Source organism: Mycobacterium sp. OAE908, from assembly GCF_017872775.1.
Classification (GTDB): domain Bacteria; phylum Actinomycetota; class Actinomycetes; order Mycobacteriales; family Mycobacteriaceae; genus Mycobacterium.
Genome location: NZ_JAGGJL010000001.1, coordinates 1,674,880 through 1,696,276, shown reverse-complemented (window position 1 = coordinate 1,696,276; position 21,397 = coordinate 1,674,880). Strand labels below are relative to the sequence as shown.

General features: G+C 66.5%; 27 protein-coding genes. 13 read left to right on the top strand and 14 right to left on the bottom strand.

Going from position 1 to position 21,397, the window contains the following annotated elements:
• Positions 1-18: 18 nt before the first annotated feature.
• Complete coding sequence (locus J3E61_RS08325) at positions 19-1,401, bottom strand: acyl-CoA dehydrogenase family protein (protein WP_210083239.1); 1,383 nt, start codon at positions 1,399-1,401, stop codon at positions 19-21.
• Between the two features lie 36 nt (positions 1,402-1,437).
• Here J3E61_RS08325 and J3E61_RS08320 point away from each other — a divergent pair, with 36 nt between their 5' ends.
• Positions 1,438-1,959, top strand: a complete 522-nt coding sequence (locus J3E61_RS08320) for a hypothetical protein (protein WP_210083238.1) — start codon at positions 1,438-1,440, stop codon at positions 1,957-1,959.
• Here J3E61_RS08320 and J3E61_RS08315 read toward each other — a convergent pair.
• The gene (locus J3E61_RS08315) at positions 1,899-2,537 is read right to left on the bottom strand and encodes an FMN-binding negative transcriptional regulator (protein ID WP_210083237.1); all 639 of its coding nucleotides are present in this window, start codon (positions 2,535-2,537) and stop codon (positions 1,899-1,901) included. The two genes, J3E61_RS08320 and J3E61_RS08315, sit on opposite strands and share 61 nt — an antisense overlap.
• A 63-nt stretch (positions 2,538-2,600) precedes the next feature.
• On the opposite strand from J3E61_RS08315, the gene J3E61_RS08310 reads away from it, so the two are divergent.
• The gene (locus J3E61_RS08310; RefSeq protein WP_192724750.1) at positions 2,601-2,909 is read left to right on the top strand and encodes a hypothetical protein; all 309 of its coding nucleotides are present in this window, start codon (positions 2,601-2,603) and stop codon (positions 2,907-2,909) included.
• Here the strand turns inward: J3E61_RS08310 and J3E61_RS08305 are convergent.
• The 3 genes from J3E61_RS08305 to J3E61_RS08295 are packed head-to-tail and all read right to left on the bottom strand — an operon-like array spanning position 2,906 to position 4,225.
• Entirely contained in the window at positions 2,906-3,205 is a 300-nt protein-coding gene (locus tag J3E61_RS08305) for a DUF222 domain-containing protein (protein ID WP_210083236.1), read from the bottom strand. The genes J3E61_RS08310 and J3E61_RS08305 overlap by 4 nt on opposite strands.
• A gap of 60 nt (positions 3,206-3,265) precedes the next feature.
• On the bottom strand, positions 3,266-3,730 hold the full coding sequence (locus J3E61_RS08300) for a nuclear transport factor 2 family protein (protein ID WP_210083235.1): 465 nt from the start codon (positions 3,728-3,730) through the stop codon (positions 3,266-3,268).
• 9 nt (positions 3,731-3,739) lie between these two features.
• Positions 3,740-4,225, bottom strand: coding sequence for a flavin reductase (locus tag J3E61_RS08295; protein ID WP_210083234.1), 486 nt, complete (start codon positions 4,223-4,225; stop codon positions 3,740-3,742).
• 23 nt (positions 4,226-4,248) lie between these two features.
• Between J3E61_RS08295 and J3E61_RS08290 the strand changes: the two genes are divergently transcribed.
• Positions 4,249-4,704, top strand: coding sequence for a TIGR03618 family F420-dependent PPOX class oxidoreductase (locus J3E61_RS08290; RefSeq protein ID WP_192724746.1), 456 nt, complete (start codon positions 4,249-4,251; stop codon positions 4,702-4,704).
• Positions 4,705-4,706: 2 nt separating this feature from the next.
• Here J3E61_RS08290 and J3E61_RS08285 read toward each other — a convergent pair whose 3' ends face one another.
• The gene (locus J3E61_RS08285) at positions 4,707-5,096 is read right to left on the bottom strand and encodes a DUF3224 domain-containing protein (protein ID WP_192724745.1); all 390 of its coding nucleotides are present in this window, start codon (positions 5,094-5,096) and stop codon (positions 4,707-4,709) included.
• Positions 5,097-5,299: 203 nt separating this feature from the next.
• Between J3E61_RS08285 and J3E61_RS08280 the strand changes: the two genes are divergently transcribed.
• Genes J3E61_RS08280 through J3E61_RS08270 form a run of 3 tightly spaced genes read left to right on the top strand, consistent with a single transcriptional unit; the run spans position 5,300 to position 8,308 of the window.
• Positions 5,300-6,526, top strand: a complete 1,227-nt coding sequence (locus tag J3E61_RS08280; protein WP_210083233.1) for a glycosyltransferase family 4 protein — start codon at positions 5,300-5,302, stop codon at positions 6,524-6,526.
• Positions 6,520-7,251: a methyltransferase domain-containing protein gene (locus J3E61_RS08275; RefSeq protein ID WP_192724743.1), complete on the top strand. Its 732-nt coding sequence runs from the start codon at positions 6,520-6,522 to the stop codon at positions 7,249-7,251. Before J3E61_RS08280 ends, J3E61_RS08275 begins: the two co-directional genes overlap by 7 nt.
• Positions 7,238-8,308 (top strand): prenyltransferase, encoded by a 1,071-nt coding sequence (locus J3E61_RS08270; protein ID WP_210083232.1) that lies wholly within the window; start codon positions 7,238-7,240, stop codon positions 8,306-8,308. Before J3E61_RS08275 ends, J3E61_RS08270 begins: the two co-directional genes overlap by 14 nt.
• On the opposite strand, the gene J3E61_RS08265 is transcribed toward J3E61_RS08270, so the two are convergent.
• Positions 8,305-9,606 carry a cytochrome P450 gene (locus J3E61_RS08265; RefSeq protein ID WP_210085479.1) on the bottom strand — a complete coding sequence of 434 codons (1,302 nt, stop codon included), beginning with the start codon at positions 9,604-9,606 and terminating at the stop codon, positions 8,305-8,307. The two genes, J3E61_RS08270 and J3E61_RS08265, sit on opposite strands and share 4 nt — an antisense overlap.
• 151 nt (positions 9,607-9,757) lie before the next feature.
• On the opposite strand from J3E61_RS08265, the gene J3E61_RS08260 reads away from it, so the two are divergent.
• Positions 9,758-12,322: a helix-turn-helix transcriptional regulator gene (locus J3E61_RS08260; protein ID WP_210085478.1), complete on the top strand. Its 2,565-nt coding sequence runs from the start codon at positions 9,758-9,760 to the stop codon at positions 12,320-12,322.
• A 4-nt stretch (positions 12,323-12,326) separates the two neighbouring features.
• Here the strand turns inward: J3E61_RS08260 and J3E61_RS08255 are convergent, their stop codons facing one another.
• Positions 12,327-12,974 (bottom strand): class I SAM-dependent methyltransferase, encoded by a 648-nt coding sequence (locus J3E61_RS08255; RefSeq protein ID WP_210083231.1) that lies wholly within the window; start codon positions 12,972-12,974, stop codon positions 12,327-12,329.
• Positions 12,975-13,028: 54 nt separating this feature from the next.
• On the opposite strand from J3E61_RS08255, the gene J3E61_RS08250 reads away from it, so the two are divergent.
• A complete protein-coding gene (locus J3E61_RS08250) occupies positions 13,029-13,598 on the top strand; it encodes a TetR family transcriptional regulator (protein WP_192724740.1) in 570 nt (189 codons plus the stop codon).
• Here the strand turns inward: J3E61_RS08250 and J3E61_RS08245 are convergent.
• Positions 13,595-14,194 carry a TetR/AcrR family transcriptional regulator gene (locus J3E61_RS08245; RefSeq protein WP_210083230.1) on the bottom strand — a complete coding sequence of 200 codons (600 nt, stop codon included), beginning with the start codon at positions 14,192-14,194 and terminating at the stop codon, positions 13,595-13,597. The two genes, J3E61_RS08250 and J3E61_RS08245, sit on opposite strands and share 4 nt — an antisense overlap.
• Before the next feature lie 106 nt (positions 14,195-14,300).
• On the opposite strand from J3E61_RS08245, the gene J3E61_RS08240 reads away from it, so the two are divergent.
• The gene (locus tag J3E61_RS08240; RefSeq protein ID WP_210083229.1) at positions 14,301-15,638 is read left to right on the top strand and encodes a cytochrome P450; all 1,338 of its coding nucleotides are present in this window, start codon (positions 14,301-14,303) and stop codon (positions 15,636-15,638) included.
• Here the strand turns inward: J3E61_RS08240 and msrA are convergent.
• Both msrA and msrB read right to left on the bottom strand, forming a co-directional pair.
• Entirely contained in the window at positions 15,635-16,168 is a 534-nt protein-coding gene (gene msrA / locus J3E61_RS08235) for a peptide-methionine (S)-S-oxide reductase MsrA (protein WP_210083228.1), read from the bottom strand. The genes J3E61_RS08240 and msrA overlap by 4 nt on opposite strands.
• Complete coding sequence (gene msrB, locus J3E61_RS08230; protein ID WP_192724736.1) at positions 16,165-16,623, bottom strand: peptide-methionine (R)-S-oxide reductase MsrB; 459 nt, start codon at positions 16,621-16,623, stop codon at positions 16,165-16,167. Before msrB ends, msrA begins: the two co-directional genes overlap by 4 nt.
• 61 nt (positions 16,624-16,684) lie before the next feature.
• Between msrB and J3E61_RS08225 the strand changes: the two genes are divergently transcribed.
• Positions 16,685-17,083 (top strand): hypothetical protein, encoded by a 399-nt coding sequence (locus tag J3E61_RS08225; protein WP_210083227.1) that lies wholly within the window; start codon positions 16,685-16,687, stop codon positions 17,081-17,083.
• On the opposite strand, the gene J3E61_RS08220 is transcribed toward J3E61_RS08225, so the two are convergent.
• The gene (locus J3E61_RS08220; protein ID WP_210083226.1) at positions 17,070-17,918 is read right to left on the bottom strand and encodes an alpha/beta hydrolase; all 849 of its coding nucleotides are present in this window, start codon (positions 17,916-17,918) and stop codon (positions 17,070-17,072) included. The two genes, J3E61_RS08225 and J3E61_RS08220, sit on opposite strands and share 14 nt — an antisense overlap.
• A gap of 61 nt (positions 17,919-17,979) precedes the next feature.
• On the opposite strand from J3E61_RS08220, the gene J3E61_RS08215 reads away from it, so the two are divergent.
• From J3E61_RS08215 to J3E61_RS08205, 3 genes are all read left to right on the top strand, one after another.
• Positions 17,980-18,486 carry a nuclear transport factor 2 family protein gene (locus J3E61_RS08215; protein WP_210083225.1) on the top strand — a complete coding sequence of 169 codons (507 nt, stop codon included), beginning with the start codon at positions 17,980-17,982 and terminating at the stop codon, positions 18,484-18,486.
• Positions 18,483-19,496 (top strand): NAD-dependent epimerase/dehydratase family protein, encoded by a 1,014-nt coding sequence (locus J3E61_RS08210; RefSeq protein ID WP_210083224.1) that lies wholly within the window; start codon positions 18,483-18,485, stop codon positions 19,494-19,496. The genes J3E61_RS08215 and J3E61_RS08210 overlap by 4 nt, the downstream gene beginning before the upstream one ends.
• 64 nt (positions 19,497-19,560) lie before the next feature.
• Positions 19,561-20,379, top strand: a complete 819-nt coding sequence (locus J3E61_RS08205) for a class I SAM-dependent methyltransferase (protein WP_210083223.1) — start codon at positions 19,561-19,563, stop codon at positions 20,377-20,379.
• Here J3E61_RS08205 and J3E61_RS08200 read toward each other — a convergent pair.
• Both J3E61_RS08200 and J3E61_RS08195 read right to left on the bottom strand, forming a co-directional pair.
• On the bottom strand, positions 20,348-20,836 hold the full coding sequence (locus J3E61_RS08200; protein ID WP_210083222.1) for a DUF4262 domain-containing protein: 489 nt from the start codon (positions 20,834-20,836) through the stop codon (positions 20,348-20,350). The genes J3E61_RS08205 and J3E61_RS08200 overlap by 32 nt on opposite strands.
• A gap of 21 nt (positions 20,837-20,857) precedes the next feature.
• The gene (locus tag J3E61_RS08195; protein ID WP_210085477.1) at positions 20,858-21,334 is read right to left on the bottom strand and encodes a DUF4262 domain-containing protein; all 477 of its coding nucleotides are present in this window, start codon (positions 21,332-21,334) and stop codon (positions 20,858-20,860) included.
• Positions 21,335-21,397: the final 63 nt, after the last annotated feature.

Genomic DNA, 21,397 nt, shown 5'->3' with positions numbered 1-21,397 from the left:
ACACCTTTCACTTGCGGGTCACTTGCGGGGCGGACGCAAAGCGTTCATCGCCAACCGCATTATCGGGCCGGGGACGCGATCCTTGGCCGAAAGCGCCGCATCGGCCGCCCTGCCGCGCAGCGGCGTGCCGCGACCGAACCATTTGTTCAGCGGGCCACCGGTCGGCTCCAGGTCCACATGCAGGGGCGGTTTACCGTCGGCGGCACCGAGTGCATTGGAGATGACCACGCGCTGAATCTCGCTGGTGCCCTCAAAGATGGTGTACAGCTTGGCATCTCGATACCACTTCTCGACAGGATGGTCCTTGATGTAGCCCCAGCCGCCCATGGTCTGGATCGCGCGTTCGGTGGTGCGCACGGCGAGTTCGCTGGCGGCAAGCTTGGCCATCGAGCCTTCACCGCGCTCGAACGGCACCCCGGTCGCGGCCATCCAGGAGGCCCGCCAGGTCAGCAACCGCGCGGCGTCCAGTGCGGTGGCCAGGTCGGCCAGCGGGAACGCGATGCCCTGGTTGTCGATGATCGGGGCGCCGAAAGCCTCGCGTCTGTTGGCATACTCGGTCGCGTATTCCAGTGCGGCCCTGGTGATTCCGAGCGCCTGCGCGGCGACCATCGGGCGGGTCTGCTCGAAGGTGCCCATGGTGGCTGAGCCGGAATGCTTGGCGCCCTCGATCGCTTCGCGGGCCTTGGCGAGCTTGTGCTCGAGCTTTTCCTGACCGCCGAGCAGGTTGGCGCCTGGCACCCGAACGCCGTTGAACTTCAGCTCGGCGGTGTGCGACGCGCGACAGCCGAGCTTGTCGAGTTTGCGCACGAGCTCCAGGCCAGGCGTGCCGCCCGGCACGATGAACAGCGCCTGGCCTCGGTGGCCGAGTTCCTCGTCGACCACGGCGTTGACCACGTGCACGTTGGCGATGCCGCCGTTGCCGATCCACATCTTGTGGCCGTCGATGATCCAGTCGTCGCCATCGCGGCGTGCTCGGGTGCGCAGGTTGCGCACGTCGCTGCCACCCTCGGGCTCCGAGATGGCGAGGGCGGCGAGCTTGAGATCGCCTGGCGTGCCGAAACATTCGGGCGCCCACTGCAGCATCTGCTCCGGCGAGGCGGCCTGGCCGATCGCCGAAAGCGCCAATGCAGGCATCACGATCGCAAGCCCGATGCCTGCGCAGCCCCAGAACAGCTCCTCCATGAACATCGGCAGCGACAACCCGGTCGGGTCGCCGATCAGGTCGCGGTAGAACAGCGGGCTGTAGAACCCTCGGCCTGCGGCCTCCTCCAGCACCGGCCACGGAAACTCCTGGCGCTGGTCGTACTCGAGGGCCACCGGTCTGACGCATTGCTCTGCGAACTCGTGTGTGCGTCGGGCGAGGTCGTGCTGCGCAGCCGTAGGCGTGATGTCGAAGCTCACCAGCGCCGGGTACCCCTCGACCTACCGTGGTAACCGGTGAACCTCGGTGAGCTGAACCTTCGGCAGCGTGACGGCGTGACGTGCGGACCGACCGTCGCAGTGGTCGCGGGTGCGCTGCTGGACCCGGGCCGGGGCGTCGGGCTGTCCGATCCCGCGTGGTTCGCCGACGAACAGGCCAGGGTGCATCGTGAGGTGAACCGGATCTGGCCGCGCCGATTGGGCACCACGCCGATGGGGATGGCGCATGCGCTGAGCGGTTCCGGCGTCCGCTACCGGTGGCGGGTGTTTTGGGGTTGGCGCGACAGCTTGTCCGATGTGGGGCGTGCGGTGCAGGCCGGCCGTCCGGTCGCGATGTTGATAGGACGGTTCATCCCGCGGCACTGGGTGCTGATCGTCGAAGTGGCCGGACCGCTGTGGCAGTGCTACGAGCCGTCGTCCGGAGCGGTACGCACGGTGTCGGTCGACGCGGTGAGGCGATCGCGGCTGGCCGCGTTGGGCTATCCCCGGGTGTTCGCGTTCGTGCTGCCGAAAGCCTCGACACGGTCGGCGACGAGCTGATCGCCCGGCGCATCGGATTCCTTGAGCCCTGCCACCACTCCCGTGCGGTTGCGTTCGGGTTGGTTCTGCGACATCTTCGCCTTGCCTTCGACTTTCGCGATCACCAGCTCGACGCCGACGATCGCACGCAGCTGTGCCCGCGTGTAGCTCTCGGGCGCATCGGTGACTTGCCACGGCTGAGCGCGACCTTGCTCGTGCCGGTTCGTCAGCATCGTGACGAGGTCGAGCACCCAGTCCGCATCGTCGTGCGCGACGAGTCGGCCGTAGACGTTCAGCAACTCGTAGTTCCACGTCGGCACGACCTTGCCCGTTTCTGTCTTCGTGGCGTAGAAGCTGGGCGAGATGTAGGCGTGCGGTCCGGAGAAGATCGCCACCGACTCGCAGCCGTCGGCCTTCCAGTGCGGGTTGGCCCGCGACACGTGCCCGACGAGCGAGTGCCGGTCCGCGTCATAGAGCAGCGGCAGCGGCGTCACCATCAACCCCGAGGGGTCGTGTGTGACGAGATGGGCGAAGCCCGCCTGAGCCAGCGCGGCCGCGGTTTCCTCGTCGGAAAGTGCGAACTGTCTAGGTATGTACATGGCAGCTTCAGCGTAAAGCGGTCAGCAACCGGGATGCGGTCCATTCGAACGTATGATCGAACAGTGGGCGAGCTCCAATCGATCGGCTACAACGGGCAGCCCGTGCAGCAGGCCTTCCGCCGCGTCGACCCGCCGGTCGCGGTGCTGGTGGACCTTGCTGCGCTGTTCCCGCGCGAGCCGCATCGTGGCGGCGGCTACAACCCCGCCGGCCTGCAGATGCACTCCGTCGTCGACGGCAGGCTGACCTGTTGGGGCATCTGCGAGCAGGGCTATTGGTGGGGACTGGTCACCTACGAGATCGCCTATGGTTCGCGACGCAAGTCGGTGACCCACTGGATTCCGGCATGGGTGCTCAAGCGAAAAACCGACTAGGCCGGCATCGCGTCGTCTATGCGCCGCTGCGCTTCCCCCGGCGAGATGCGCAGTCGCCGCGCGAGTGTCTCCGCCCGCGACGATCCACCGAACGTCGCGGGGTCGGGTGCAGAGATGAGCAGCCCGATGAGTCGTCGGCTCAGTCCGGCCGCGGCCTTGTCCAGTGTCTCCAGCCGCTCGATGAGCGCATAAGTCTCCGATCGAGACAATGCCTCGAGCGGCAAGGCGGAAAGTGTGCGATAGCCGGATTCAACGGCCTCGAGCGCTCCGATGACCTCGTCCTTGGTAGTTCTCATACCGCAACCATGCCCGGGCCCACCGACAACACCGCGAAGTCGGACGAGCGAAGGGCTTCGTTACCCGCGCGCGGCGGCTTCTTGGAGCACGGCCCGGTCGCCTTCTTCATAGAGCCGATCGATCCGCATATAGGTGACTCGCCAACGCGTTGCGCAACGCCGGAGGTGGTGGGTGTAGACGCCGCCGACGATCCAGAATCGGTCATCGAGCCGATGGGTCGCCCGCACGTGTGACCGTGTGGTTGCCTCGTCGCCGGCACCGTCGACCTGCACGTTGGTGATCAGATGTTGGGTGGCGTCGAAACCCTGCAGCGTCGAGCGCCATTGCCCGACCAGCGCCGCACCGGCCGCTGTGGTCACCTCGCCACCGAAAAGGGTCGTGTAGTCGGTGCGCACGTCGTCGGCAAGTAGCTCCGTCACGCGATCCCATTGCCGGACGTCGCAATAGAAACCCACCCCGGTCACGGTCTCGGCGATGGCGTGCCGGTCCAATGCCGAAAGTGGCTGTGCCGCAGGATTTGTCACCGCTGAACTCTAGGCCTCATGGCCCGGGTCGAGGTCGCGAACATCAGAGAACGTGACCAGTTGCTCGAACCCTTCGGGGGCGTCGCCCGCTACGGGTTCGAGCAGGAAACCGACGTGGTCGCCGAGGTCGTAACGGTTGCGCACTTCGCCTGCGAACCACCCGGCGGCGTCGTCGAGGATCGGCAAGTCGTGCGGGCCGCGATGCCATGTGCAGCGCGCGAACTTGTCGGTGTGATCGCCGGTTTCGCCGCCGAACAGCCTGGCGAGTTCGCCGTGCTGTCGCTCGAGGAGGTGGACCGCCAGGTGGCTGGCGTGCTCGGCGACGCGAAAGGTGCGGTTGCGTTTCGACAGTCCCGTCAAGAACCGCGGCGGGTGGATGCTCGTCTGGCTGGTGAACCCGACAAGGCAACCGGCCAACTCGTCACCGGAGCGCGTGGTGACGACGAACATCGGATAGTCGAGCAGAGCGACCAGCTTCTCGAAGGGTTGCGTCATGGCCGCGTCGCTAAGGTTGTGGCATGGCCAGAAAGTACGCGACTGCGGACGCAGTCGAGTTGCCCGATCTGCTCGATTTCATCCGGCCGCGACATCGCATGGTGCTCACCACATTTCGCGCTGACGGCTCGCTGCAGACCTCGCCGGTGTCCGGCGGGGTCGACGACGCCGGTCGCATCGTGATTTCCAGCTATCCCCAGCGGGCCAAGTCGGCGAATGTTCGCCGCACCCCGCAGGCCAGTGTGTTGGTGTTGTCCGATGAATTCAATGATGCCTACGTCCAGGTCGACGGCGACGCCGAGGTGATCGAACTGCCCGACGCCGTCGAACCGCTGGTCGACTACTACCGCTCCATCGCAGGCGAGCACCCCGACTGGGCCGAATACCGGCAGGCGATGGTCGATCAGGGCAAGTGCCTGATCCGCGTCACTCCCCGACGCTGGGGTCCCGTTGCGACGGGCGGCTTCCCTCCGCAATAGCGCTACCACGCGCCGTCGAGGTCCAGCGTCATCGTGCCCGCCGGATCGGCGCGGAACTTTCCGGTGCCTGCCACCTTCGCCAGCCCCTGGGTGCCCGCAGCGACCCTCAGCTCCGCGGCCGCCACGCCGTCGCGGTACTGACCGTCGTGCAACAGCACCACGCCACCCTTCTTGCCGCCGATCGTCCCGGTGATGTGTTCGACGCCGACGAACAACGCGCTCTTGTCGGGCGCGTAGGCCAGTAACCACTTCGTCGTGGACGTGCCCTGGATGTCACCCTCATAGCGCTTCGCCACCAGCGCCTCGGTCAGCTTCGTTGCGTCGTCGCCGTCCTCGAACGGCGTCTCGTCCCAGCTGGCGATCTCGAAACGAGCTTCGATGTGTCTGCTCATAGGGGGCCGGGTACCCCGGACGACAGGTCCGGAATCGACGGGCCGACCAGCGCGCTTCGCGCCGCCTGTGATAGTCAGGGCTAGGTGGCCGCGTTGCGTCCGCTAGCACGTCAAACTATAGTCTGGACACATGTCCAGAGGGTTCGGAGTTACTGCGTGACAGCATTTGCCCAGCTCACCGGCCCTCGATCTTTGCGCTGACCATGCGCATCGCGTTGTTGTCCTACCGGAGCAAAACTCATTGCGGCGGGCAGGGGGTCTACGTCCGGCACCTCTCGCGCGGCCTCGTCGAACTCGGTCATGACGTCGAGGTGTTTTCCGGCCAGCCCTATCCCGAGGTGCTCGACCCGCGCGTGCGCCTGACGAAGGTGCCCAGCCTCGACCTGTACCGGGAGCCCGATCCGTTCCGCATTCCGCGGCCGAGCGAGATCCGCGACCGCATCGACATGCTCGAGCTGCTGACGACGTGGACAGCCGGTTTCCCCGAGCCGCGCACCTTCACGATGCGTGCCGCCCGGCTGCTGAGTCGGCGACTCGGCGACTTCGACGTCGTGCACGACAACCAGAGCCTGGGCACCGGGCTGCTGGACCTCGCCGAACTGGGCCTGCCGGTGGTGGCGACGGTGCACCATCCGATCACGCGCGATCGTGTCCTGGACGTGGCGGCCGCGCAGTGGTGGCGGAAACCGTTGGTCCGTCGTTGGTACGGGTTTGCCGAGATGCAGAAGAAGGTGGCCCGCCAGATTCCCGAGCTGTTGACGGTGTCCTCGACGTCGGCGGCCGACATCGCCGAAGACTTCGAGGTCGCACCGAGCCAGCTGCATGTGGTGCCCCTCGGTGTCGACACCGCGTTGTTCCAGCCCGCTGAAAAGCGGGTGCGCAACCGGATCATTGCGATCGCCAGCGCCGACGTACCGCTCAAGGGCGTCAGTCACCTGCTGCACGCGGTCGCGCGGCTGCGCGTCGAACGCGATCTCGAGCTACAGCTGGTGGCCAAGCTCGAACCCAACGGGCCGACCGAGAAGCTGATCGCCGAACTGGGCGTCTCGGACATCGTCCACATCTCCAGCGGGCTGAGCGACACTGAGCTGGCAGATCTGCTCGCATCGGCCGAAATCGCTTGCATCCCTTCACTGTACGAAGGCTTCTCGCTGCCTGCCGTTGAGGCGATGGCCAGCGGCACCCCGATCGTCGCCAGCCGTGCAGGGGCGTTGCCCGAGGTGGTCGGTGCCGACGGCGAATGCGCCCGGCTGGTGCGGCCCGCCGACGTCGACGAGCTGACCAGTGTCCTAGGGCAGCTGTTGGACTCGCCGCAGGAGCTGGCGCGCTTGGGGGCCGCAGGGCGTCGCCGCGCAGTCGAGGTGTTCAGTTGGGAATCGGTTGCGGCGCAGACCGTCGCGGTCTACGAGAAAGCAATGGCTAAATGCTGACTGTCGACTTCGACCGGCTGGGCGTCGGTGCCGGCACGAAGGTGATCGATGTGGGGTGCGGCGCGGGCAGACACTCATTCGAGGCCTACCGGCGCGGCGCCGACGTGATCGCGTTCGACCAGAGCGCGGCCGACCTCAACGACGTTGACGAGATACTGCAGGCGATGAAGGACCAGGGCGAGGCGCCGTCCTCGGCGCGGGCCGAAGCGGTCAAGGGCGACGCGCTCGACTTGCCTTATGCCGACGGCACTTTCGACTGCGTCATCGCATCGGAGATCCTCGAGCACGTCCCCGAGGACGACAGGGCCATCAGCGAACTCGTTCGGGTGCTGAAACCCGGCGGCTCGCTGGGCATCACGGTGCCGCGGTGGCTGCCGGAGAAGGTGTGCTGGGTGCTTTCGGACGAATACCACGCCAACGAAGGCGGGCACATCCGGATCTACCGGGCCGACGCGCTGCGCGACAAGGTACTGGCACACGGCCTGCGGTTGACGCACACGCATCACGCGCACGCGCTGCATGCGCCGTTCTGGTGGCTGAAATGTGCTGTGGGAACGTCGAACAACGATCACCCTGCCGTGGCGGCGTACCACAAACTGCTGGTCTGGGACATGATGGAGCAGCCCTGGCTCACCCGCACCGCGGAGTCGCTGCTGAATCCGCTGATCGGCAAGAGCGTGGCGCTGTACTTCAGGAAGCCGGTAAAGACTGTTGCTGTCTCCTGAGCTTCCCGGCGTTCCCGGCGTGCTGACGCCGGCGCAGTGTCGTCAGACCGCGCAGTCGATCGCCGCAACTCAGGAATCCTCTGGCGCGATCCCCTGGTTCGACGGCGGGCACACCGATCCGTGGGACCACGTGGAGAATGCGATGGCCCTCACCGTCGCAGGGCTTTTGGAGCCGGCTAGGGCCGCGTTCGAGTGGTGCCGCAATGCCCAGCGACCGGACGGCTCCTGGCCCATCCAATTGCGCAACGGCGCGATCGAAGACGCCAACAGCGACAGCAACTTCTGCGCCTATATCGCAACGGGCGTCTGGCATCACGTGCTGATCACTCGCGACCGCCAGTTCGCCGAGACGATGTGGCCGGTGGTCGCCAAGGCCATCGACTTCGTCGTCGACCTGCAGGCCAGTGGCGGTGAAATCGCTTGGGCCAGAAGCTCTGCCGGCCCTGAGCCGGAGGCGCTGCTAACGGGCTGTGCCAGCATCTACCACAGCATCAGATGCGCGCTTGCCCTGGCGGACTACTTCGGTGATCCACAACCGGAATGGGAAGTCGCTGTCGGTCAGTTGGGTCACGCGATCGCCGACCACCCCGAGGCGTTTGTGATCAAGGACCGTTGGTCGATGGAGTGGTACTACCCGGTGCTCGGCGGCGCCTTAAGCGGGTCGGCGGCGCGCGAACGCATCGACGAACGATGGGACGACTTCGTGGTGCCGGGCCTTGGCATCCGGTGCGTCGACGACCGGCCGTGGGTCACCGGAGCCGAAACCTGCGAACTGGTGATGGCATTGGACGCCATCGGCGATTCGGCCCGTGCGCACCAGCAGTTCGCGGCGATGCACCACCTCCGCGAAGAGGACGGCTCCTACTGGACCGGCCTGGTGTACGCCGACGGCAAGCGGTGGCCGGTCGAGCGCACGACGTGGACCGGTGCGGCGATGATTCTCGCTGCCGACGCGCTGTCGAGGACCACTGCTGCCAACGGCATCTTCCGCGGCACCGACCTGCCGCGCGGCCTCGAAGGCGAGTACGACTGCGCCTGCGCCGCCAGCGAGCGCTAGCCCTCCCGGCGGCGGACACGCACCAGGGCGCCACGCGCCGGGGCCAGCGCGACGCCGCGTGTCTGCCATCCTTCGTCGCGGGCGCCCGAGGCTTGAATCGCATAGTCGCGCAGCAAGGTTCGCAAGACGATGCGCATCTCCATCGTCGCGAATGCCGCGCCGATGCAACGACGGACGCCGCCGCCATACGGGATCCACTGCGCCGGATCGGGGCGTTGAGCCGTGAAGCGACCGGGATCGAAGCGGGCGGCGTCATGGAAGACCGACTCATCGGCATGCAGCAGCCCGATGCTGGCGACGATCGTCTGCCCTTGCGGGATGGACCACGGACCGATCTGCAGTGTCGGGGCCTTCACCTGGCGGAAGGTCGTATCGATGACGGGGCGGACCCGCAGCACCTCAAAGAGGGTCGCGGTCAACAGTTCCTCGGAGCCGGCATCGAGGTCGACGACGAGACGCTCGAGCAGCGCCGGGTGTCGCTGCAACCGCTCGACGGCCCAGGCAAGCGCGGTGGCCGTCGTCTCGTGACCGGCGGCGAGCAGGGTGATCAACTCGTCGGCGATCTCGTCGCGACTCATCGGCGACCCGTCGTCGTAGCGACTCCGCAGCATCAACGCCAGCACATCGTCACGATCGGCCAGACCTGGATCGGCCAGCGCGTTGCCGATCAGTCGGTTGACGATTGCGTCGTATTCGCGGCGGTATCGCAAGAACCGACCCCACGGACTCCACGCGCCCCAATCCCATTGCGGTACAGGGATCATCGCGAGCCTTGAGCCGAGCTTGATCCCCGGGGGCAGGATCTCCCGCAGCCGTTCCAGCTCCTGTCCCTCGGCGCCGAAGACGGCACGCAGGATCACGTTCAGCGTGATGCGCATCATCGACGGCAGCGTCGCGAAGGCCTCATTCTCGGGCCATGTCGAGAATTCCTGGGCCGCTTCGCGTTCGATGATCGACTCGTAAGCGGCCAACCGCCTGCCATTGAACGACGGTGTCAATAACTTGCGGCGAGCGCGGTGCCGATCACCCATCATCGCGAACATCGAGTTCGGTCCCATCACCCGGCCGAGGTTCGCATCGGTGGTGTCGACGAGGTGCGGCGCGGCCTTGAAAAGCTGCCGAATGTCGTTGGGATCGCTGAGGACAACCAGCCGACCGAAGATGGGCAGGTCGATGGTGAAGGCCGAGCCGTAGACGCGCCGCAGCATCTGCAGCGCGATCCTGCGGTTTGTCGACGCCAACGCCCCCTGCACAGTCCGCGGCAGGCGCGGACCCGGCGGCAACTTCACAGCGGTCATCGACGCGTCGCGCTCAATCGTTGTCATGGCGCGGGGATGGTATGCGGGCGAGGCATCCAGTCAATGGACGGAAAGCGACGACCACGCGTCGGCATCCTCTTACGCTATTCGGGTGCGCTTGACGTGGCCCCTGACGGGCCGCTCGGAGGAGATGCAGCTGGTCTCGGCGGCGATCGCACACAAAGACACCGCCGGGATACTCCTATCGGGAGCCGCAGGGGTCGGTAAGAGCCGGATCGCCAGGGAGGCGCTTTCGGCCGCCGAGTCGCGTGGCTGCGAGGTCCACTGGGCCGTCGCCACCACTGCTGCCCGTGCCCTTCCGCTTGGCGCGTTCGCGTCTTTCGTCGGCTCGGCTTCCGGCGACATGCTGCAGCTGGTGCGTGGCGTGATCGAAGCGCTGACTGCCAGACGCCAGAACGCCTGCGTGGTCGTCGCCGTCGACGACGTGCACCTGCTCGACGACCTCTCCACCTTTGTGCTGCAGCAGATCGTCCAACGCGGAGTCGCCAAGGTGGTGGTGACGGCCCGCGAGGGCGAGCCGATTCCAATGGGGCTGCAGGAGATGTGGACGCGCGAGCAGTTCGAACGCATCGACCTTCAACCCATCTCGCGCGACGAAACCGCGACACTCATCTCGGCGGCGCTGGGCGGTCCCGTCGACACAGATGCGACGCGTCGCTTGTGGAACCTCACCCGAGGCAATGTCTTGTATCTGCGCAACATCGTTGAACAAGAAGTGGCCGACGGGCGGCTCGCCGAGCGGCATGGCTTCTGGACATGGACGGGTAAGCCGGTCGTGACGTCGAGCCTGGTCGAGATGATCGAAGCGCGCACAGGTGCACTGTCGGCAGCGGTCGGCGAGGTGATCGATGCGCTGGCGGTGGGCGAACCCATCGAGCTGGCTTCGCTGTGCAGAATCACCGACGCTGCTGCGGTGGAAGAGGCTGACATGCGCGGCCTGATCAAGCTCGACAGCGCCGACGGAAGGGTCGAAGCACGGTTGGCCCATCCGCTTTACGGCGAGGTTCGCCGCAACCGAGCGCCATCGACCCGCCTACGCCGACTGCGTGGGTGTGTAGCCGCTGAACTCGCCAACGGCAGCGACGCCGACGACATGCGGACGATCGTGCGGCGCGCGACGTTGAGCATCGACTCCGATCTGGAGCCGGACCCCGAGCTGCTTGTCAATGCCGCCCACGGCGCCGTGTGGCTGGCCGATCTTCCGCTCGCCGATCGGCTCGCCGACGCGGCCATCCGAGCGGGCGGCGGCGCGGAGGCGTACATCATTCGCGGATGCAACCTTTCGGGGCTCAGCCGTGGCGAGGACGCCGAAGCAGTACTGGCCTCCGTCCCAACCGAGGGCTTCAGCGGTGCCGATCATGCCCGGCTGGCCTTCGTTCGCGGCATGAACTTGATCTACACGCTGGCTGATCCGGGTCGTGCGAAAGCCGTTGTCGACGAGGTATTTTCACGCACCGGCGCAGACGGCTGCCTCGACGCCTTCCACTCCGTGTATTGGGCAATGCTGGGCAAGCCACAACTTTCGTTGGCGGCGTCGCAGGATTTGGTCCTGACGGACCTACCCGCCGTCGTCGGCGCGCAGGCCGCGTCGCAGATTGCCCTGGCACTGGGAGACGTCGGCCGCACGACAGACGGCGTTGCAGTGGCCGAGGAGGGTTACGCCATCGTGGATGGCTCCTTCGATGCTGAGAACATTCGATTCGTCATCGCCACCAGTCATGTCGGCCTGCTGGTGCAGTCGGGTCGCGTGCGTGATGCCGTGCTGGCCGCCGAGGGCTTACGCAGGCGGTGGGCTGATCTGCCTGGCGTCCTTCAGGTGCTCAGCCTCGCCGTCGCAGGCCGGGCCGCCCTGGGAGCCGGTCAGTTGGAGGCCGCATGTGCGATGTTGCAGCCGATCGATTTGTTGATCGCTGAGAGCAACGGCTGGGGGTATCGATACCAGTTACCGCACGCGATCGCGCTGGCCATGCGTGGATCAGCCGATGACGCGGCGGCGGCACTTGCCAGCGCCGAGAAGCATCGCCATCCCAGTCATGGCTGCACTGACTTCGAGCTGGGGCTGGCGCAGGCGTGGGTCGCGGCGGCCCAAGGCATTGTCAGCCAGGCGATTTCGCATGCGCTCGCGGCGGCTGATACCGCTGCAGCCAACGGGCAGCTGGCGGCTGAAGTGGTCTGTCTGCAGGCGGCGACGCAGTTCGGCCACGCGTCCGCGGAGTCCCGCCTGCAAGCCTTGGCCGAGATTGTCGAAGGGCCACGCGCCCCACTGGTGGCCCGATTTGCCGGCGCGTTGCACAGGGGCGATGGAGCCGAACTCGCCGACGTATCCAAGGGTTTCGAGGAGATCGGCGACCTCATCGCGGCGGCAGATGCGGCTGCGCACGCCGCGTTGATATGCCGCGGCCAGGATCTGCGGGGCTCGGCGTACACACATGCAGCCAGGGCGGCGGGGCTGGCCGAATCATGCGGCGGTGCAACGACACCCGCGCTGCGTGAGGCAGTTGAACCCGTGCCGCTGTCGTCACGCGAACGTGAGATCGTCGCACTGATCGCAGAGGGCCTGACCAACCGCGAAGTCGCCGACCGGTTGTGTCTGTCCGTGCGCACCGTCGAGGGCCACATCTACCGGGCGATGGCCCGGACAGGCACGGCCAGTCGCGAGGAACTCGCCCGGTTGTTGAAACGGCCGAGTAAATAGCTCGCTACAGGTCCTGGCCCGGCGTTCCTGACGTCCGCTCGAGCACGCGCATCGAACCTGTCGCCAACACTTCGCGGAAGTCGCCGGTGGCCAGTGCCCGCTGGTAGATGTGGAACGGCGCCTGGCCGCCGTCGTTCGGGTCGGGGAACACGTCGTGGATGATCAGCGCACCGCCGATGTCGACCCATCGCGCCCACCCGTCGAAGTCGCGCTGCGCGGCCTCTTCGGTGTGCCCTCCGTCAATGAACAACAGCCGCAACGGCATTCGCCAGCCGCGCGCGACGATCGGGGACTTGCCCACGATCGCCACCACGTGGTCGTCGAGTCCCGCCGCGTCGAGCGTGTGCCGCAGCGTGGGAAGGGTGTCGAACAGCCCGGTCACGTCGTCCACCATCGACGCATCGTGATACTCCCAGCCCGGCTGATGTTCCTCCGAGCCGTGGTGATGGTCGACGGTGTAGATCACCCCGCCGGTCTGCTGTGCGGCGGCGCCGAGCAGGACCGTCGATTTACCGCAGTACGTGCCGATTTCGACGCCGACGCCGTCACCCAGGTATCTGACCGCCATGTCGTAAAGCGTGCGCCCCTCTTCGGCCGGCATGAAGCCGATGACCTGTTCGGCAAGGGTGAAGAGTTCGTCTGTGCTGCTCATTGGCGGCCACCTTACCGTTGCTGGTGAATGGCACTTGTAGTAGCGTCCGGACACGTGTCCGATCCGGTCTTGGAGTCGACTCGTCGTCGCCTGACCGCCAAACAGGCCGACACCGTCGATCGCCTCGGCCGCGCCGCCGTGGACCTCTTGAGTCGAGAAGGATTCTCCGGCCTGACCGTGCGACGGGTAGCCGCTGAAGCCGGGGTCGGAGCGGCCACCGCTTACACGTATTTCTCGTCGAAGGAGCACCTCGTCGCCGAGGTGTTCTGGCGTCGACTCGCGGGCGCGCCACCGGCGGCGCACGACTCGGCCGACGCGGCCACCCGGGTGGTCGACGTGCTGCGCCACATCTCGCTGCTGGTCGCTGATGAACCCGAATTCGCTTGTGCGGTAACGAATTCGCTGCTAGGGAAGGACCCTGACGTCGAGGTGCTTCGGCTGCGCATCGGCCGCGACATTCGCGACCGGTTGACCGCCGCGCTGGGATCCGACACCGACCCGGAGATCATCGACTCACTGGAGATGCTGTACTCGGGCGCGCTGGTGCGGGCGGGGATGGGCTACGCGTCGTACGCGGATATCGCGCACCGGTTGGAGAAGTCCGCCCGGCTGATGCTGCGTTAGCGGGGGCCGAGGATCGCGGTGGCCGCCGCGATCGCGTGTTCGACGATGCCCTGCACGTCGCGGTCGTCCTCGACGAACAGCGCGGTCAACTCCCGCAGGCCGCCCAGCAGAATCAGCGCCAGCGGGCGCGAGATCGGGGTCAGGTCGGCTCGCCGGAAACCGGGGCTGTCGGTCAGGTCGACCAGCATGTCGGTCAGCGCCTCCATGGCGAGGCGGTTCAGCGGCCGCGCCACCTGGCCGAGTGCCGGCGCCTCGCGGATCCAGCTCAGCGTGATCGCCGGCCGCGACCCGATGTGGTCGACATAGGCCACCGCCGCCTGGCGGATCTGGTCCTGCCAGTCCGCCTCGGGGTCGACGGCTGTCTGGATGTTGGCGATCAGGTCCTCGTTGTTCCTGCGCAGCAGCTCGATCAGGCACTCTTCCTTGCTGGCGAACTGCTCGTAAAAGGTGCGCTTGGACGTGCGCGCATGCCGGACGATGTCGGCCACGGTGGAGTCGCGATAGCCGCGTTCACCGATCGAGGCGGCGAGGCCGTCGATCAACCGGTCGCGAAAAGGGTCATCGACGGACGCGCCTGTGTCGAGCGCTGTCGTCATTTCGCCTCCCCGCAACCCTTGCGCGTGCCTGGTACCAAGCGGTACCGTACTACACACACCCACGGTACACCGAAGTACCAGGGAAACGGCTGGGAGTGATGCACCGATGACAGACACCGCAGTGACCGTCGAAGCCAAGCCCCCGACAACTCCGGGCAAGACGCCGCCCGCGATTCGCCTGCCCAAGCCGGTCCAGATGGTGCTGATGGCAGGGTTCCGCCGCAGGTTCCTGCGATATGCGGGCAAGCGTTACGGCTCCGTGTTCGCGATCAACGTTCCGTTCTTCGGCCGCAGCGTCGTGGTCTCCGACCCTGCGCTCGCGCGACAGGTGTTCCTCGCGAGCACCGACGACCTGATCAACGTGCAACCGAACCTCAGCCGGATCTTCGGCCCCGGTTCGGTTTTCGCGTTGGACGGCAAGGAGCACCGCGCCCGGCGCAAGCTGCTGGCCCCGCCGTTCCACGGCCAGAGCATCAAGAACTACGAGAAGGTCATCGAAGAGGAGACACTGCGCGAGACCGCGTCGTGGCCCGAAGGCGTCGAGTTCCGCACGCTCGAGCCGATGAACCGAATCACACTGAATGTCATCCTGCGCACCGTTTTTGGCGCCGATGGCGCGGAGCTCGACTTCCTACGCGAGATCATTCCGCCGTGGGCCGAGTTGGGGTCGCGGATGGCGACGCTGCCGGAGCCGCCGTTCAACACGGGGCGCCGCAGTCCGTGGGGCAAGCTCGCGGAGTTCCGCAGCAACTTCGACCGCACCGTGTTCGCGCTCATCGACAAGGCCCAAGCCGACCCGCGGCTCGAAGAGCGCACCGACATCCTCGCGCTGTTGCTGCGCAGCACGTATGAGGACGGCACTCCGATGTCGCGCCAGGACGTTTCCGATGAACTGCTGACGCTTCTCGGGGCCGGGCATGAGACCACCGCGTCGACGCTTGGCTGGGCGTTCGAGCGGCTGCGTCGTCACCCCGCGGTGCTGGCCCGGCTGGTGGAGGAAAACGACAAGGGCGGCAACGAGTTTCGTCAGGCGACCATTCAAGAATTGCAGCGCAACCGGACCGTGATCGACTTCTCGGGCCGGCACGTGCAGGCGCCGCACTTCGATCTCGGCGAGTTCCGAATTCCGCACGGCTACACGGTGATGATCGCGATCGCCAACGTGCACGCCAATGCCGACGTGTTCCCCGACCCCGAGCGCTTCGACCCCGACCGCTTCATCGGCACCAGAACACCGACGGCGTGGATCCCGTTCGGCGGCGGCACCCGGCGCTGCATCGGCGCGGCATTCGCCAACGTCGAGATGGACGTCGTGTTGCGAACGATCCTGCAGCACTTCGTGATCGAAACCGACGACGCCCCGGAAGAAAAGATTCACTTCCGAGGCATCGCGTTCACACCGAAGGACGGCGGCCGTATCACCGTGCGCCGCAGGGCTGCTTAAACTTCGGCGCGTCCCCTGCGCTGCGCGCGTGGGCCCATCGGCAGCTTCCAGCCCGGGCGCGGGAAGTGACACGTGTAGCCGCTGGGGTAGCGCTCCAGGTAGTCCTGGTGCTCGGGTTCGGCTTCCCAGAAGTCGCTCGCAGGCGTCACCTCGGTGACCACCTTGCCCGGCCACAGCCCGGACGCGTCGACGTCGGCGATGGTGTCGAGCGCGACGCGCTTCTGCTCGTCGTCGACGTAGAAGATCGCCGACCGGTAGCTGCTGCCGACGTCGTTGCCCTGCCGGTCCTTCGTGGTCGGATCGTGGATCTGGAAGAAGAACTCGAGCAGGTCGCGGAAGTCGGTCTGCGACGGGTCGTAGACGATCTCGATCGCCTCGGCGTGGCCGGGGTGGTTGCGGTAGGTGGCGTGGGCATTCTGCCCGCCGGTGTAGCCGACGCGGGTGGACACCACGCCGGGCTGCTTGCGGATCAGGTCCTGCATGCCCCAGAAGCAGCCGCCCGCCAGGATCGCCTTCTTGTACTCGCTCACGCTGTCTCCTCTTTTGTGAACAAAGACTTGTATTGCCCATATCCTTGCGCCTCGAGGTCGTCGAGGTGGATGAACCGCAGCGACGCCGAGTTGATGCAGTACCGCAGCCCGCCTTCGGCGCGCGGCCCGTCGTTGAACACGTGGCCGAGATGGCTGTCGCCGTGTGCGGAGCGGACCTCGGTGCGCAGCATCAGGTGCGAGAAGTCGCGCTTCTCGACGACGTTCTCGGCATCGAGCGGCCGAGTGAAGCTGGGCCAGCCGGTGCCGCTGTCGAACTTGTCGACCGAGGCGAACAGCGGCTCACCCGAAACCACGTCGACGTAGATGCCCGGCTCGTGGTTGTCCCAATATTCGCCGGTGAAGGGCCGTTCGGTGCCGTTCTTCTGCGTGACGTAGTACTGCTCCGGCGAGAGCGCGTCGACCGCGGCCGGATTGTTGTTGTATTGGTGCGACATAGTGCCTTTATAACCGCGCGGCGCAGCCGGTTAATCCCGTGATTGTCGCTACCGTTAATAGATGCGTTCATCCGCGGTGGTCCTTGCCGCCCTAGTCCTCGCCGGCTGGGGTGCGCCCACCGCTTCGGCGACGAGCGCCCCACCCGAAGTGACCGATGCCGATGGCGTCGCGTTCACCGACAACTCGTCGATCGTCGATCCGCGTCCGGTGCCCGTCGAGTCGTGGAGTCGCGTCGGCAATGAGCGGGCCGTGGCGGTGCATTTCACCAGCGGGACGCCCGCCTGCAACGGCGTGCATGCCACCGCACAGGAGACAGCGGACGCCGTGACCGTCACGCTGACCGGCGGTTCGCTGCCAACGGTCGCGGGCCGGATGTGCATCATGCTGGCGGTGACCGGCACGCTGGTCGTCCCTCTCAGCAGCCCGCTCGGCGACCGGCAGGTGCTCAGCGCCGTCTAGCGCCCGAGCGCACCAACTCGACGACCGCGATGGTCTTGGCGGCGACCGCGTCAGGCTGATAGAGCATCATGTTGTGCCCGCTGCCACCGACGATCACGTTGTCGGTCCACAGCGTCTCGGCCAACAGGCTGTTCGCGCGGTGGACCTGGAACTTCGTGAAGTCGTCAGGCCCGACCGTTGCGCGCGGCGGGAAGACGTCGGAGCTCAGCACGACGGCGGGCACTCTCGGTAACGCCAGCGCGGGCGCGGCCTTGATCGCGGCGAACGCATCGTCGGCGAAGAACCCCTCGCCCTCGGGATCGAGCGCCGGTGTGCGCGCAGCCTGATCGAACTCGGCGTCCTGAGCTGCCCGGCCCAGTCGCGGCAGATACTCCGACATCGGGTCCACGAACACCAGACCGCTGACCAATTCGGGATGGGTCCGGGCCAGCAGATCGGCGATGAGTCCGCCGTAGGAATGCGCGACAACCACCATCGGTGTCGAAAGTCGAGCCGCCGCAATCAGTTTCACGACATCGGCGACGGCCTGCTCAACGGAGTGCGGCTGCGGCACGGGCGTGGACCGCAGCGGCCCGTCCTGTCGGGTGTTGGGCCTGTCGTAGGCACAGACCCGAGTCGTCCCGGCGATCGCCGGGGCAGCGGTGCTCCACGCTTCGGCGTCGCTGCCCTTGCCAGGAATGATGAACACCGTCGGCGACCCGGCGCCCTGACAGGTCAGGAACAGCGCTCGACCGTTTCCGATGTCCACAAGTCCCGCGAAATTCGCGTCGCGCGGTTCTGCCACGCACCCGGCGAGGGCGACGAGCGCGAAGATCAGCCCGAGCAGGGCCTTCACCCCGCTGACGATACGACGAGGTGCTCGACAAATACAGGTAGAACGTGTTCTAGTTCTTCAGGTGACGAGCAAGACGTTCACTCGCGACGAACTGGCCGAGGCGTTCGAGAGATTTGAAGCGACGGTGGACCGCGCCGCTCGGACCCGCGACTGGGATCCATGGGTTGACCAGTACTCACCCGACGTCACCTACGTCGAACACGCGGCAGGCACCATGCACGGCCGCGACGAGGTGCGGCCGTGGATCTGGGCGACGATGGAAAGCTTCCCCGGCAGCTACATGACGTCGTTTCCGTCGCTGTGGTCGGTGATCGACGAGTCGACGGGCCGGATCATCTGCGAGCTCGACAACCCGATGCGCGACCCCGGTGACGGCACGATCATCAGCGCTACCAACATCTCGATCATCACCTACGCCGGCGACGGCCTGTGGTGCCGCCAGGAGGACATCTACAACCCGCTGCGGTTCGTCGCCGCGACGCGAAAGTGGTGCCGCAAGGCACAGGAACTGGGCACGCTGCCCGACGAGGCCGCCGCCTGGATGCGGCAGTTCGGAGACGCGAAGTGAGCGCGAAACTGGTCATCGGAGCCAACGGATTTCTCGGCTCGCATGTCACGAGGCAGCTCGTTGCCGACGGCCACGACGTGCGGGTGATGGTGCGGCCGAACGCCATGACGATCGGCATCGACGACCTGTCCGTCACGCGCTACCACGGCGACATCTGGGACAACGACACGCTGCGTGAGGCGATGGCCGGCGTGGACGACGTGTACTACTGCGTGGTCGACACCCGCGGTTGGCTGCGTGATCCCGCGCCGCTGTTCCACACCAACGTCGAGGGCACGCGCAACGTGCTGGTCGTCGCGAAGGACGCGGGGCTGCGGAAGTTCATCTTCACGAGCAGCTATGTGACCGTCGGCCGGCGGCGCGGGCACGTCGCGACCGAAGACGACATCATCGGCGACGATCGCGGGCTGACACCGTACGTACGGTCGCGGGTGCAGGCCGAGAACCTCGTGCTGGCCCATGCCAAAGAGCATGGTCTGCCGGCGGTTGCGATGTGTGTGTCGACGACCTACGGCAGCGGCGACTGGGGCCGCACACCCCACGGCGCGATCATCGCCGGCGCGGCGTTCGGCAAGCTGCCGTTCGTGATGAGCGGCATCGAACTGGAGGCTGTCGGAGTCGACGACGCCGCGCGCGCAATGATTCTCGCCGCCGAGCGCGGCCGAGTCGGGGAGCGGTACCTCATCTCGGAGAAGATGATCAGCAACGCCGAGGTGGTGCGCATCGCCGCGGAGGCGGCCGGAGTTCCGGCTCCCACCAAGTCGATTCCGCTGCCCGTGTCGTACGCGTTGGCGGGCGCGGGCAGCATCAAGGCGAAGCTGCGGGGTACCGACGAGCAGCTGTCGATGGGCTCGCTGCGTCTCATGCGCGCAGAAGCGCCTGTCGACCACGGCAAGGCGGTTCGCGAATTGGGTTGGCAGCCAAGGCCGGTCGAGGAATCGATTCGCGAAGCCGCCCGGTTCTGGGTCGGTCTGCGCAACGCCAAACGCAAGAGCAAGACCACCAGCTGAACGGCGCGCCGAGAGCCGTTTAGTCGCTGGCCTTCGGCCTTGGCGCCCCACTAACGTCGATGACGTGACGGAGAAACTGCGCGTCGACCTTTCCGGTGCACCGCAAACGATGCTGGCGACCTTCTACGCCAAGGCGGTGGACGCCGACCTCGAGCATCCGATCCTCGGCGACCGGTTCGCGAAGGAGATCGTCGACCGCATCGACTACGACTGGAAGAAGACGTCGATCACGGCGAGGAACTCGCCCGCGGTGACCACCCGCAGCGCACACTTCGACCTTTGGGCACGACAGTTCCTCGCGGTGCACCCCGAAGCCGTTGTGCTGCACCTCGGCTGCGGCCTTGACGCCCGCTTCTTCCGGCTGGCACCAGGACCCGGTGTCGAGTGGTACGACATCGACTATCCCGACGTCGCCCACCTGCGCCGGCAGCTCTACCCGAGCCACGACCACTACCACGTGATCGCGGCCTCGGTCACCGACCCGGCCTGGTTCGCGGAGATTCCTTGCGACCGGCCGACTTTGATGATCGGCGAGGGCCTGACCATGTACCTGACCGAACAGGACGGCGTCGCACTGCTGCGTCGTGTCGTGGACCACGCGCCGTCCGGCGAACTACAGTTCGATGCGTTCAACCGCCTTGGCATCAAGTCGCAGTGGACGAACACCGTGGTACGGCGCTCTGGAGCGACGCTGCACTGGGGCATCGACGGGCCCGATGACATCACCGAGGCGGTGCCCGGGGTACGACTGTTGTCATGGGTATCGGCCCTGGAATCGGATGCATTCGAGCACGTGTCCTGGTATTACCGGTGGACGCTCAAGACGATGAAAATCGTTCCCGCCCTTCGCTTCATGGCCCAGTACCACCGCTACGCCTTCTGAGCGCGCGTTTTCCCAGTACCGGTTGCCGAAGCTGGCCGGGTCCCCACCCGGCAGCCCACGGCCAGCGGCCGCGGTCGTCGCACCAGACCAGCTGCAACGCCCGGATATCCGGACCGCCCAGTGCCACAGCAAAATTCAGGTGCGCGTCGGGGTTGTCCACCTCGACGATCTCCAGCAGCGGGCCATCGCCCACCGCGATGTGCGCGCCGGGTTGGAAAACGCGACCGCCCACCGCGGCCGCCGCAACATCGTTCAGCAGACCCGCCGCGCTGTCCTGCGGCAGCCCGGTCACCAGCAGTTCGGGCAGCCCGCGGTCGTGCAGCCCGATCGTGTAGGCGAACGGCAGCCGGTCGTCTTCGACACCCTGCACCACCCAACCGTGCAACCGGACCGACGCGCGGAGTTCGTCGAGGTACTCCTCGGTGGTGCCGTTGGGGTTGTCGCATTGCCAGCACATGACCGCACCTTCCTGTCGTAGTTACGGCCAGCTTGCGCTCGGGGTCCGACAACCCAGCACCGGTTGCGTCGCGCGTCCGTCGGCGAACTCCGCCGACCAGGGCCAGCGCCCTCGGCCGTCGGCCCATACCAATTGCAGTGCGTTGATCTCCGGTCCCCCGAACGCCACCGCCCAGCCCATGTGGGCATCCGGATGGTCCACCTCGACGACCTCGATCAGCGGTCCCTCAGGCAGCGAGACCTGCTGTCCGGGAGTCATCACCTCACCGCTGACGAGCTTGCGGGCCGCTGTGTTCAGCAGCCGCAGTGCGCGCTGTCGGGATACCCCGGTAATCAGTAGCTCGGGCACGTCCCAGTCGTGCAGTCCGACCGTGTAAGCGTATGGCCTGCGGTCACTTTCGACGTACTGCACCGTCCAGCCGTCCTTGCGGATCCTTCCCTGCAACAAGTCGTAGTAGTCGTCGCGCGTCGCTTCGGGGTGATCGCACAACCAGCACATGCCGCGCCTCTCGTAGTCGTCGTTGGAGCACAGCTTGCACCCGCGGTCCGACAAGTCCGCGTG

What these genes read in the sequence shown, in the direction of transcription:
- J3E61_RS08315 (WP_210083237.1), bottom strand. Translation starts at nt 2,537, where the DNA reads ATGTACATACCTAGACAGTTCGCACTTTCCGACGAGGAAACCGCGGCC.
- J3E61_RS08305 (WP_210083236.1), bottom strand. Translation starts at nt 3,205, where the DNA reads ATGAGAACTACCAAGGACGAGGTCATCGGAGCGCTCGAGGCCGTTGAA.
- J3E61_RS08295 (WP_210083234.1), bottom strand. Translation starts at nt 4,225, where the DNA reads ATGACGCAACCCTTCGAGAAGCTGGTCGCTCTGCTCGACTATCCGATG.
- J3E61_RS08290 (WP_192724746.1), top strand. Translation starts at nt 4,249, where the DNA reads ATGGCCAGAAAGTACGCGACTGCGGACGCAGTCGAGTTGCCCGATCTG.
- J3E61_RS08285 (WP_192724745.1), bottom strand. Translation starts at nt 5,096, where the DNA reads ATGAGCAGACACATCGAAGCTCGTTTCGAGATCGCCAGCTGGGACGAG.
- J3E61_RS08280 (WP_210083233.1), top strand. Translation starts at nt 5,300, where the DNA reads ATGCGCATCGCGTTGTTGTCCTACCGGAGCAAAACTCATTGCGGCGGG.
- J3E61_RS08275 (WP_192724743.1), top strand. Translation starts at nt 6,520, where the DNA reads ATGCTGACTGTCGACTTCGACCGGCTGGGCGTCGGTGCCGGCACGAAG.
- J3E61_RS08265 (WP_210085479.1), bottom strand. Translation starts at nt 9,606, where the DNA reads ATGACCGCTGTGAAGTTGCCGCCGGGTCCGCGCCTGCCGCGGACTGTG.
- J3E61_RS08260 (WP_210085478.1), top strand. Translation starts at nt 9,758, where the DNA reads ATGCAGCTGGTCTCGGCGGCGATCGCACACAAAGACACCGCCGGGATA.
- J3E61_RS08255 (WP_210083231.1), bottom strand. Translation starts at nt 12,974, where the DNA reads ATGAGCAGCACAGACGAACTCTTCACCCTTGCCGAACAGGTCATCGGC.
- J3E61_RS08245 (WP_210083230.1), bottom strand. Translation starts at nt 14,194, where the DNA reads ATGACGACAGCGCTCGACACAGGCGCGTCCGTCGATGACCCTTTTCGC.
- J3E61_RS08240 (WP_210083229.1), top strand. Translation starts at nt 14,301, where the DNA reads ATGACAGACACCGCAGTGACCGTCGAAGCCAAGCCCCCGACAACTCCG.
- msrB (WP_192724736.1), bottom strand. Translation starts at nt 16,623, where the DNA reads ATGTCGCACCAATACAACAACAATCCGGCCGCGGTCGACGCGCTCTCG.
- J3E61_RS08225 (WP_210083227.1), top strand. Translation starts at nt 16,685, where the DNA reads ATGCGTTCATCCGCGGTGGTCCTTGCCGCCCTAGTCCTCGCCGGCTGG.
- J3E61_RS08200 (WP_210083222.1), bottom strand. Translation starts at nt 20,836, where the DNA reads ATGTGCTGGCAATGCGACAACCCCAACGGCACCACCGAGGAGTACCTC.
- J3E61_RS08195 (WP_210085477.1), bottom strand. Translation starts at nt 21,334, where the DNA reads ATGTGCTGGTTGTGCGATCACCCCGAAGCGACGCGCGACGACTACTAC.